Raw genomic sequence first — 12,024 nt, forward strand, 5'->3', positions numbered from 1 at the left:
GCGCTAAAAAAGTGCATGAGATTCCGATTTCAATAATAAAAAGATAGACAAAACTACACTGTGAAAAACACACTCAACTTTCCTTCAAGAAATTAATTACTTAGAAAATATGGCGTAAGCTTTGCTTGTTAAAACAACTTACCCTCAGGCTTTTGCAGTAGCCTTTATTTTGTCCTCAGGACTATGGAGCTAACAATGATTGAGAAAACCTATTTAAAAACCAAACCTCAATGCAAAGTAAAATTCACCTTACCTTCAGAAGCTATTGGCGAAGCAACAAAAATTTCTGTTGTCGGTGATTTTAATAATTGGGATGCTTCTGCAACCCCATTAAGCAAGAAAAAAACAGGTGAGTATTCCTCTACATTAAAACTAGATATTGACCATACATACCAATTTCGATATGTCATTGATGACGGTAGCTGGCTAAATGATGAGATGGCGGATTCTTATGTGCAGAGCCCAATTAGCCAAGATACAAACAGCGTTTTATACCTTTAACTTGAAACAGATCTGCGCCTTTTCATACACAGAATATATAACAAGGCGCAGACCTTATTCCATATCCTCTCACCTTCTCCCATAACGACACATTAACGTCATAAATAGCGAATAAGCTTTCCTTTAGCGTCCCAAAAACACCAGCGACTGCCATTACATAATAAAAATGTGTACAATTGTTTTTATTAAACGCTCGTTTAATAAAAACCAAAACGAGCAATACAAACCGATGCATCTGCTACACTAGAGCATCGAACAGCAAACGAATTAAAGAGGTTTACCATGGCACATCAACAGCAATACATTCACGGTCGTTACCATGCATCAACTAGTGGGGAACATTTCGACACTATCAACCCGGCTACAGGAGAGGTGATTGCCACTGTTGAACACGCAGGACAAGCTGAGTTAGACGCTGCTGTTGAATCTGCCAAAAAAGGCCAAAAAATTTGGGCAGCAATGAGTCCTGTAGAACGCGGTCGTATTCTTAAAAAAGCCGCTGAATTGCTTCGTGACAACAACGAAGATCTTGCTCGTCTAGAGGTATTAGACACAGGTAAACCACTACAAGAAGCCATTTGCGTAGACATCGAAACCGGTGCCGACGTTATTGAATATTACGCAGGTCTAGCAGATAAAATTCAAGGTGAATACCAAGACCTTGGTAACGGAAACTTCTTCTATACTCGTCGTGAACCATTAGGAATTTGTGCTGGTATTGGCGCATGGAACTATCCGATACAAATCGCTATGTGGAAGTCTGGCCCTGCGCTTGCTGCTGGTAATGCGATGATATTTAAACCATCTGAAGAAACACCTCTAACAGCGCTTAAACTTGCTGAAATTTACACCCAGGCAGGTTTGCCAGATGGTGTTTTCAACGTTATTCAAGGTGATGGTCGTACCGGCCAAATGATTACCGCGCACCCAGAAATCGATAAAGTCTCTTTCACTGGTGAAGTAGGAACAGGTAAAAAAGTCATGGCCGCTTCTGCTCAGTCTTTAAAAGATGTGACCATGGAACTGGGTGGTAAATCGCCAATGATCATTTTCCCAGATATGCCTGTTGATCAAGCCGTTTCTGCCGCTATGTTGGCTAATTTCTACACCCAAGGGGAAGTCTGTACAAACGGCACACGTGTATTTGTTCACGCAGACATCATGGACGCTTTCACTAAAGAACTTAAAGTTCGTACAGAAGCTATGATCATTGGAGATCCAATGGACATGGCCACGCAAGTTGGAGCTTTGATTTCTAAAGATCACATGAACAAAGTATTAGGCTACATACAGGCAGCAAAAGACGCTGGTGCAACCTTACTTTGTGGTGGCTATCAAGTGACTGAAAACGGCTTAGATAAAGGCGCATTTGTTGCGCCGACTGTATTCACTAATTGCACCGATGATATGCCTCAAGTACGAGACGAGATCTTCGGACCTGTAATGTCGGTATTAAGCTTCACAGAAGAAGATGAAGTTATTAAACGCGCTAACGACACTAAATTTGGTTTAGCCGCAGGTGTATTTACGAAAGACTTCGCTCGTGCTCATCGTGTTATTGGCCAAATGCAGGCTGGTATTTGCTGGATTAACGCTTGGGGCTCTTCTCCTGCTGAAATGCCTGTAGGCGGCTACAAAGAATCCGGTGTTGGTCGTGAAAACGGCATCGATACTTTATACCATTACACACAAACTAAGAGCGTATTTGTCGATCTTAACGACGTTCAAAACCCTTACTAAACGAGACTCTTACTAAATGGGAAAAGTCATGACAAACGAAATTTATGATTACGTCATCGTTGGTGCTGGTTCCGCTGGATGTGTATTGGCTGATCGACTGACAGAAAGCGGTGAACACAAGGTACTTTTATTAGAAATGGGCGGTTCGGATAAAAGTATTTTTATCCAAATGCCAACCGCCTTGTCTTACCCAATGAACTCAGATAAATACGCTTGGCAGTTTCATTCAGACAAAGAGCCAGGCCTAGACAACCGAGAAATGCATTGCCCTCGTGGTAAAGTGTTGGGGGGCTCATCTTCGATTAATGGCATGGTCTATGTTCGTGGTCACGCGTGTGATTTTGACCAGTGGGAAGAAAACGGTGCAGCTGGCTGGAATTACCAAACTTGCTTGCCCTACTTTAAAAAAGCAGAGTCTTGGAAAGACGGCGCAGATACTTACCGCGGTGGCGAAGGTCCGTTGTCGACAAATAACGGCAACGACATGACTTATAATCCCTTGTATCAAGCTTTTATTGATGCGGGTAACCAAGCAGGCTATGGCGAAACAGCCGACTACAATGGTCACCGTCAAGAGGGCTTTGGCCCAATGCATATGACGGTGAAAAATGGCGTTCGTGCGTCTACCTCTAATGCCTATTTACGTCGTGCAATGAAACGCTCTAATCTGACTTTAAAAACAGGTGTACTTAGCCACAAAGTCATTTTTGATGGTAAAAAAGCGGTTGGCATTGAGTTCAGTAAAAATGGCAAAACAAGCCAAGTGAACGCGAGCAAAGAAGTGATTCTTTCCGCAGGTTCTGTTGGCTCCCCACAATTACTACAATTGTCTGGCGTGGGTCCAAAAGACGTATTAGAAAAAGCAGCTGTACCACTGGTTCATGAATTGCCAGGTGTGGGTGAAAACTTACAAGACCACTTGGAAGTGTATTTCCAATATCGTTGTACACAGCCAACAACCTTAAACGGTAAACTAAACTTAATTAGTAAAGGCTTAATTGGTACACGTTGGATGTTATTCAAAAGTGGCTTAGGTGCAACGAATCACTTTGAATCTTGTGGTTTCATTCGCTCTCGTGCAGGGCTGAAAGCACCAAACATTCAATATCATTTCTTACCAGCGGCGATGCGTTACGATGGCCAAGCGGCATTTGATGGTCATGGTTTCCAAGTACATGTTGGTCCAAACAAACCAGAAAGCCGTGGTAAGTTATGGATTGAGTCGTCTGACCCTGCCGCAAAGCCTCGTATCTTATTCAATTACATTTCAACAGAACAAGACAAACAAGACTGGCGCGATACGATTCGCCTGACTCGTGAAGTTCTTCAGCAACCGGCATTAGATGCATACCGCGGAGAAGAGATTCAACCTGGTATGAATATTCAGAGTGATGAAGATATTGATCAGTGGGTAAAAGAGAACGTAGAAAGTGCCTACCATCCATCTTGTACCTGTAAAATGGGTGATGACAATGACCCGATGGCGGTATTGAATGAAGCCTGCCAAGTTCGCGGTATCGAGAACTTACGTGTAGTAGATTCTTCTATATTCCCAACGATCACCAATGGTAACTTGAATGCGCCAACCATTATGGTGGCTGAAAAAGCAGCTGACATAATTCTAGGAAAAGACGCGCTACCTAGCCTGAATGTGCCAGTTTGGATTCACCCAGAATACGAAACCAAACAGCGTTAATCTTCGTTATATCCCTGTATTTCATGACATAAAAACACCAAGCTGGATCAGTTTGGTGTTTTTATTTTAAGCAATAAATATCTATTTAAAAAAATGATTACTTCATCATTTATTATTTGTAAGTAGATAGGTATTTATCCAAAGTTTCTTGGCTTGCCGCTTTAACTGTCATGCCATTTGGACCTGTGCCAATACTAGTATACTGTTTTGCTGGCTCGCCATGTTCTTCAAAGAAAGCTAAATCTTCAGAGCCTTCTTCAAATACCCAAAGACGACCGTCTTCTACTTGCGTTGTAAAGCCGTCAATGTCGAATTCAGAACCACCAGAGATAGCTTTTAGATACTTATCCAAAGACTCTTGGCTTGCTGCTTTAAGTGTCATGCCTTCTGGACCAGAACCAATATTAGTGAACTGCTTTGCTGGCTCACCATGCTCTTTAAAGAATGCTAATTCTTCGGAATCTTCTTCAAACACCCAAAGCCGACCGTCTTCTATTTCCGTTTTAAAGCCTTCAATATCGTACTTAGAAGCCATAGAAGACTCAGAAGAAATAGAAGAGCAAGCACTTAGAGCGCCGCCCAAAAACATGGCAATAACAAGTTTGCTTTTATTCATAATAGTACCTTCATAAGATGGATTTTTTAAAATTGAATAAACCCATAATGAAAGACTTACATTACAAAAAAATGACAAACACCACTCACCTGATATTTTTTTTCATATATGTTAATTTTCACATATAAAGCATCAAAGACGCCTCTTGTTTCGACAAACTATCGAATAATTAGACTTAATCTTCATAACTCGACTCTTCAATCGGACTTTCAACAACCTTGTATCGTTTTCGCTTAACATCAAACCGATACCAAACACCTTTACTAGTAAAGTAATCTTGGCTCTTGTAGCGAATGACTCGATGCTCTTCAGGGATTTCGTCTACCCATACTCCTGGAGATGGCGTAATAACGGTATAGCCCCGAGGCGAATCCGACTCTCGATAAAAAACACCATCTGAATAATAGGTACGGTTATCTATTACAGTATGACGATGAGGCAAAGTTGTAAAAACAGAACCAATGGCGATGCCTGTGCCTAATGCGAGCAATCCAAAAGGAGCGCCACCAAACCCTCTAGGTCCGCCAGCACAGCCAGCTAAAGTAAGACAACAACTAAGAGCAATAATAGAGCGAAACGTCATAACCCTTTCCTCAATCTTAATTAATGATTAGGTGGTTCAGGTAATTCGTTTTTTGTTAACGAACCGCTACCGTCTATGTCAAAGCGTTCGAAGTCATCGAGTAAAGGCCCTTTAAGCTCATCTTTTGTTAGAACCTCATCACCATTAGAATCCATCTGATCAAAAGATGGTGGCTCTTTCGGTGGCTGTCCATTAGCCAAGCTGCTTACAGAGAAAAGAGATAAAATACTTGCCGTCATAACAGGCAAAAATACCGTAGATAATATTGTCTTCATAATGTACTTCCTGAGTGTGTATAAAACACTAAATAGATAATGGAACAGGGAAAGTATATTTCGAAAACTTGTACTGAATATGGAGAAAACGCCTACATAACGTCAAATTTATAACCGACACCGTAAACAGATTTAATACAGTCTGATGATGGGTCAACTTCGGCTAATTTACGGCGTACATTTTTGATATGACTATCGATTGTTCGATCAGCGACAACTCGATCATCAGAATAAATATGATTCATGAGCTGATCTCGACTGTATATTTTCCCGTGATTTTTCATTAAAAAAACTAGAATCCGAAACTCAGCAGGCGTGAGTGAAAGCCTCTGCTGATGAAATGTTGCCGTCATAGAAGGCTCATTAATAACTAAATCATCCTGAGAAATAAAAGCCGATGTGTTGTTACGCCGCAAAAGATTCTTTGCCCTTACTACCACTTCTCTCGTGCTATATGGCTTACAGATATAATCATCTGCACCGAGTTCAAGGCCAATTAAACGATCAATTTCTTCGACTTTAGCGGTCGCCATAATAATAGGCACTTCACTAAATGTACGAATTTCACGATAAATACCTAACCCATCTCGATTTGGCAGCATCAAATCCAGAATAATTAAATCTGGTGTATGCTTTCTAACAAAGTCGATGACGACAGCACCATCATCAATACTTTGGGCACGAAATCCTGCATGTTCAAAATACTCACAGAGGATAGCCGACAAGGTTGGTTCATCTTCAACTACCAAGATAAACTTTTTTGTATCGCTCATTATTACTCTCTTTTTAATCTAATATCGATGGCCAAACCACCTAACTCGGATTCACTCGCTAGGATCTCACCGCCGTGCATGATGACGATGTTGCGACAAATTGACAAGCCTAAGCCTGAACCACCGTATTGACGGCTTCGAGATTTATCGACTCGATATAAGCGTTTAAACAGATTTGGCAGGTGTTCTTTTTCAACACTTGGAGACGAATCTTCAACACGTAAAACGAGATCTTTTTCTACCTCAATAATCGAAAGATGAATCTGCCCTGGAGCATCCGTATAGCGCAAACTGTTTTCCAATAGATTCATCAAAAGCTGCTCCAACGTTTTTTCGTCACCTTTAATAAAAATTAGCTTTTCTGGTTTTATAAAAACTAAATCCAACCCATCTTGTTGAAGTCTATGTTCAAACGTCAACACAACCCGTTCTACTAACTGGGCAAGGTCTAGTGTCTTAGTGTCCATTTGATATACACCAGAATCTGTTTTTGACAGCAAATAAAGATCATCTACTAGCCTACGAAGCCCCATAACTTGATCATGCATTGAGTCCATACGTCGCATTTCTGGCTGTCGAATACCATCTTGAATGGCTTCTAACTCACTTCTCAGAACAGCAATAGGTGTGCGTAATTCATGTGAGATATCCACCAACCATTGCTCTCGGTTTTCTTTCTGTTGCTTTAGACTACCCACAAGATACTCAAAGCTATCTGACAATTCACCAAACTCGTCGTTACTTCGGATCTGAAAATTGACATTATAATTTCCTTCAGATAATGCGGTTGCACCTTGCTTTAGACGTTTCAAGGGCGACAGAAAAACCCGAACTAGACACAAAGCAACAATAAGAGAAGCAAGCCCAGCCAATCCAACAATCCAATATAAATTACTTTTCTGCTGAGAATAAAACTGTTCAACAAGAGGTCCACTAAGTAAGTTTTTCTGTTGTAAAACTAGCCAACCTACCGTTTTAGAATCTACTAATATCGGTTCTTTTAACCGTTCCGCTTCCTTCTGATTTTGAATCCAAGGAACGGCACCAACAACCCATTTACCTTGTGTATTTTCCAAATAAATACGATGGCTAATCGGACTCAACTCTTCCTGTATTGGAAGATTTCGGGGTGGGCGAAGAAGCCTTTCTGAATTCGGTCTATCCGGATTTTGATGAAAAGACGGGGGGTTATGAAACTTAGGCTCTTGATGAAATGAAGAAAATCGACGACTTTTTTCAACAGGAAAAGGCGCACCAGGATCGCCAATAATTTGTCCCCATATCTCTGGTCGTTCTCGTAATACCTGCCAACCATTATGCTCTGAGTAATATTCAGAGAAAACAGATGTTAGTTGGATAATTTTTATTTTTTCTTGTTGGTTGAGGTACCCTTGGAAACCAGATTTAAAGCTGTAGCCCACAAGAAAAGACATGCTGATAACCAATAAAATACTGGTGACAAACAAGGATATAAATAGCTTGGAAAAAATAGAAATACGCACAGACTCCCTTTATATACATGTTAGACAAAATAAAATAGACACATCCTAGTGTATTTTATTCTGTCTTGATTCCATTGCTCTCACAACAAAAAAAAGCCAAACTGCTCCCAGTTTGGCTTTTAACGCTTCGAAAAGTCTTTTGCTAATTAGATTTTAAAGCGCTGGATTTGATTGTTAAGTTCATCAGATAAAGACTTAATTGTCTCACCAGAATGGAAAATAGTGTTAATAGATTGCTCATTTTCGGAAGACAAAGCAGTAACGGACTCCAAGCTTTCACTTATCTCATTTGCCACACCTGTTTGCTGCTCTGACGCACTAGACACCTGCATAGAGATATCAGAAACGCGCTTCACATTAACTACTGCTGTATTTAATTTGCCTAAGGTTGCTTTTGATTTACCCGCTACGTCTTCAGCACTCTTCACACTAGAATGAATCATACCTTGAGCTTCTTGGGAACCACTCTGCAGCGCTTCAACAATAGACGAAATTTGCTGTGTTTCATGCTGAGTTCTTTGAGCTAACCCACGCACCTCGTCTGCAACTACCGCAAAACCTCGACCAGTTTCACCGGCTCTTGCGGCTTCTATCGCAGCGTTAAGTGCCAATAAGTTAGTCTGATCTGATATTCCTTGAATGGTTTCAACTACCGCAGAAATATCTGCAGTACGTTGTGCAAGACGATCAACGGAACCTTGAGATCGTTTTAGCTCTTCTGCAACATCATGAATGTCATCTGCTGCTTTGGAAACATACGACAAACTTTCATCAAGATTCAAATTTGCCTCTTCCGATGCTAGGGCTGCTTCTTGTATGTTTTGCGATACCTCTAAGAAAGAAGTTGTCATTTCGTTCATTGCGGCCGCAATTTGTGTAGTACTTGAATGCTGAGTTTGGATATTGGCGCTAGTATCTTCAGTAATCACACCCAGTTGATGAGATGTTTCACCTTGAGTGTGGATAGTTTGACGAATCTGACCGATTAATTCTTTTAAATTCAATGTCATTTTGGCCATAGAGCCATAAATACTAGAAGAAGAAACTGATGTATCAAATTCATAAGTCAAATCACCATCTGCAATAGTATTCACAATTGCCTGTATTTCTTTAGGATCGCCACCCAAAGGCTTGGTGATCATTTTGACAACAGCCACAGCAACAAATGCGACGATTATCATCATCATAATAACCACAACGGTAATTACCTGAAAAAACTCGTGCGTACTTGCCAAGGCTTCAGATTCATCGATCTCAACTAATAAATTCCAACCTAAGCCATCAACATCAAGCGGTGTGTAGGCAGAAAGAACTGAGTTACCATTATAATCTGTAATAATACCTATGCCTCGTTCGCCCTGTATGGCTCTTCGAGCAGCTTCAGTATCTACCGAGCCTTTTTCAGGTGTTTGAAAAGAAGCAAAAACAGAATGGTTTACTGGGTCTAAAAAGGAATCTGAGCGCATCAACTTATCTTTACCAACAAGATAAGTCTCTCCAGTTTCACCAAGTCCTTGTCTTTTTGCCATCAGCTCATTTAACTTTTGAATCGGGAACTGAGCAATAATCACACCTAAGTGAGTACCATCATCATCAATAATAGGTGAGGCAATAAACCCGGCAGGCGCATTATAAGAAGGAACATAAAGGGAAAAATCTATAAATACTTTAGCACCTTTTTCGGGTTTTATACCTCTCCGGTAAGCTTCTCCAAGACCACTATCACGGTAAGGACCATCTGCTAGAGAGGTTGCAAAATCAAGTTCTTTAAAGACGCTATAAACCATATCTCCTTCTTGATTTACTAAGAAGACATCGTAAAATTCAAATTTTTCCTGTAACTCTGTTAAATATACATGTGCTTTTTTATGAACTGCGTCATATTCAAAACCCGATTTTGAATCGAGTAATTTTCCCTTGCTGCCCACTTCATTTGAATTATTTGAAATATACGCATATTGCAAGATTGCTGCTGTATCTGTTAGCGGGTCAATAAGGGATGCCATAGAGGGGGTCTTCAAACCATTACTATTTTCAACTAAAGCCGGCTCAAATTCATTCTTATAGAAACGTAATAAATCACTACGTACAGTATTAATATCAGGTAATTTGACGAAGTCTTTTGTTAAGAGATTTTGATAGGCATTATCAAAATCAATGAGGTCACGTTTGATTTCGGGACTGCCTGCTACCAAGCTAATCACATCTTCAAGGCCATGTAAGTATTCTTCCACCACATCTTTTTTAGTTTCACGAAGCGAAGATAACTGATTATATGCCATGCTCGTCATCGACGAGGACGAAGAGTACAGAGCTATACCAGTTACAATTAAAGCCGGAATCAATCCTACTAAAACTAATATTATTAATATTTGTTTTTTGAACGTCATTTTTTTTCCTCTAAACCCGAAAAATAATCCATTGCAGTCGAGTAATATCATTAAATTCTGATAAGCAATCATATGCTTGGTTATTTTATTTTTTATAATAATCAAATAAAAAATTTAGTTGTTGATACACGACACATTAAACCTTTTTATATAGGCTTTATTGTACGTAAATGTAAAAATTTGTTTTTACTAAACTTAATGATAAGAAAGCTTACTACTATCGGCAATATAGTATTATATTGATAATAATTTAGGACAGAAATACGAATAGATATGAATGAGAAGTGTTTATGTTTTTATATTCACATAAAAAAGGAAAAGAAATAATCAAATATTCCCCTTCTTTATTTGCGTTTCCGAATATCTATTTCAATTAAAAATAACATATCCATTTAGTGACAGATACGACATTCCGTCACTAAAAATTTTATCCTTATAACAGCGCAATAACTGCTAACGCCTAAACCAACGCCACACAAATAAAACCTTAACCAAAGCAGCTGCGACATAGGTCATGGCACAGGCGGTGAGGATTCTCTTCACTTTTGGTAAGTCTTCTTGTGGGATGTAGTTGCCTTCTGCAAGGATTGGCAGTGCTTTATTGAAGCTGGCGTCCCATTCTTCTGGCAAGATTGCCAATTGAACAACAACCGCTAACAAACCAGACAAGCCCACCACTAAAGCGTGAAGTGCAACGGCATAAGGTAGATGCAACAACGCAGAAATAATCGGCCAGCCAATTAATAAACCTGCGGTAATGCGTCGAGCAAAATGTGCAAACGGTAAGTATCTTGAGCTTAAATGCGAGATTTTTTGCTTTTTTTCATGAGCAATGGCGTGACCTATTTCGTGAGTGGCCACAGCAACCGCTGTCAAAGAACGACCATTAAGAACGCTTGGACTAAGACGAACAACGTGCTGCCCAAAATCAAAATGATCACGGCCTTCCTGTGCGGCTTCAATTTTGACATCGTTCAGTTCAAAACGTTTCACAAAGTGCTTCGCAAGTTCACCACCCGTTCCAGGTAAATCATCACGATCCGTTGCATAACGTTTTAAGGTGTATTTCACCCACACACTTGGCCCAACGAACAATAAGAGAGCGATTGCAATACCAATAATCCACAACATAATTTTGTTTAAATGTATTCCTAATAATAAAAATATGGGGCTCAGCTTTGACCCTTTTCGGTTTCATCACATACACTGTCATCATCATTACATCATAAGAGCCAGATATGAAGAATCCTTTGGTTGGTCCAATTCTCACGATTCTAAAAAATCATCCGAATGGCATGAGCGAATTCGACATCCTAAAAGAACTAAGAGGTCAGTTACCAGAGTTCAAAAATCTCGCAGAAGATGTCAACTTACTACTTTTCCGACAGCACTTTCTTATTATGAATGCCTTGTATCAACTGCAAGCCAGTCTCTGGCAAGAAGAAAACATCATGCTTAGCATTTGCTCTACTCGTATTCATTTACTTAGTAGAACTCAGGTTCAATTATCCGATACAACGACATTAAGCAACAGTGTAGACGCAAAATTGGCAGCTTATTATTTAGATTGGAGTGAATACGAAAAAACGAATGTTGATGAGGTTTCTCGTTTACTAAACAGTTTTTATAATGGTATCAGCTTAAATGGTGATCGAGATTCCGCATTAAAAACTCTAGAAATCGAAGACAGCAACCCAAGCAAAGCCGACATCAAGCAACAGTATCGTAAATTAGCTCAACAGCATCATCCAGACCGAGGTGGCGATCAAGATCTTTTCATCGACCTACGTCAGGCTTATGAATATTTAATGTTTTGACTCAAGAGTCTGATTTTAAAGTGTAAAATACCTATTTAGACATTGATTTCACTCTTATAACTATCCAAGATAGATTATCTTATCTATTTGTAATTAAGTACTTTTCGTATTTTGTTGATTATGCTCGGTTC

Annotated in this window: 11 protein-coding genes; 4 read left to right on the top strand and 7 right to left on the bottom strand. The window is 39.8% G+C overall.

Going from position 1 to position 12,024, the window contains the following annotated elements; translation table 11 throughout:
* Positions 1-195: 195 nt before the first annotated feature.
* The 3 genes from IF202_RS15640 (at position 196) to betA (ending at position 3,937) form a co-directional block, all read left to right on the top strand.
* Positions 196-501 (top strand): isoamylase early set domain-containing protein, encoded by a 306-nt coding sequence (locus tag IF202_RS15640; RefSeq protein WP_191595856.1) that lies wholly within the window; start codon positions 196-198, stop codon positions 499-501.
* 282 nt (positions 502-783) lie between these two features.
* A complete protein-coding gene (gene betB, locus IF202_RS15645; protein ID WP_191595857.1) occupies positions 784-2,241 on the top strand; it encodes a betaine-aldehyde dehydrogenase in 1,458 nt (485 codons plus the stop codon).
* 28 nt (positions 2,242-2,269) lie between these two features.
* Positions 2,270-3,937, top strand: a complete 1,668-nt coding sequence (gene betA / locus IF202_RS15650; protein ID WP_191595858.1) for a choline dehydrogenase — start codon at positions 2,270-2,272, stop codon at positions 3,935-3,937.
* A gap of 112 nt (positions 3,938-4,049) precedes the next feature.
* Here the strand turns inward: betA and IF202_RS17550 are convergent, their stop codons facing one another.
* The 7 genes from IF202_RS17550 to IF202_RS15690 all read right to left on the bottom strand — a co-directional run bounded on the left by IF202_RS17550 (position 4,050) and on the right by IF202_RS15690 (position 11,207).
* The gene (locus IF202_RS17550) at positions 4,050-4,553 is read right to left on the bottom strand and encodes a hypothetical protein (RefSeq protein WP_235963579.1); all 504 of its coding nucleotides are present in this window, start codon (positions 4,551-4,553) and stop codon (positions 4,050-4,052) included.
* Between the two features lie 175 nt (positions 4,554-4,728).
* Complete coding sequence (locus IF202_RS15665; RefSeq protein WP_191595859.1) at positions 4,729-5,136, bottom strand: DUF6515 family protein; 408 nt, start codon at positions 5,134-5,136, stop codon at positions 4,729-4,731.
* Positions 5,137-5,156: 20 nt separating this feature from the next.
* Positions 5,157-5,411, bottom strand: coding sequence for an EF-hand domain-containing protein (locus IF202_RS15670; protein WP_191595860.1), 255 nt, complete (start codon positions 5,409-5,411; stop codon positions 5,157-5,159).
* Positions 5,412-5,503: 92 nt separating this feature from the next.
* Positions 5,504-6,184, bottom strand: a complete 681-nt coding sequence (locus IF202_RS15675) for a response regulator (RefSeq protein WP_191595861.1) — start codon at positions 6,182-6,184, stop codon at positions 5,504-5,506.
* A 2-nt stretch (positions 6,185-6,186) separates the two neighbouring features.
* Complete coding sequence (locus tag IF202_RS15680; RefSeq protein ID WP_191595862.1) at positions 6,187-7,686, bottom strand: ATP-binding protein; 1,500 nt, start codon at positions 7,684-7,686, stop codon at positions 6,187-6,189.
* A 146-nt stretch (positions 7,687-7,832) separates the two neighbouring features.
* On the bottom strand, positions 7,833-10,076 hold the full coding sequence (locus IF202_RS15685; protein ID WP_191595863.1) for a methyl-accepting chemotaxis protein: 2,244 nt from the start codon (positions 10,074-10,076) through the stop codon (positions 7,833-7,835).
* Positions 10,077-10,529: 453 nt separating this feature from the next.
* Complete coding sequence (locus IF202_RS15690) at positions 10,530-11,207, bottom strand: zinc metallopeptidase (protein WP_191595864.1); 678 nt, start codon at positions 11,205-11,207, stop codon at positions 10,530-10,532.
* A 107-nt stretch (positions 11,208-11,314) separates the two neighbouring features.
* On the opposite strand from IF202_RS15690, the gene IF202_RS15695 reads away from it, so the two are divergent.
* Positions 11,315-11,893: a DNA-J related domain-containing protein gene (locus IF202_RS15695; protein ID WP_191595865.1), complete on the top strand. Its 579-nt coding sequence runs from the start codon at positions 11,315-11,317 to the stop codon at positions 11,891-11,893.
* Positions 11,894-12,024: the final 131 nt, after the last annotated feature.

Source organism: Marinomonas colpomeniae (assembly GCF_014803385.1).
In the GTDB taxonomy this organism is placed as follows: Bacteria; Pseudomonadota; Gammaproteobacteria; order Pseudomonadales; family Marinomonadaceae; genus Marinomonas; species Marinomonas colpomeniae.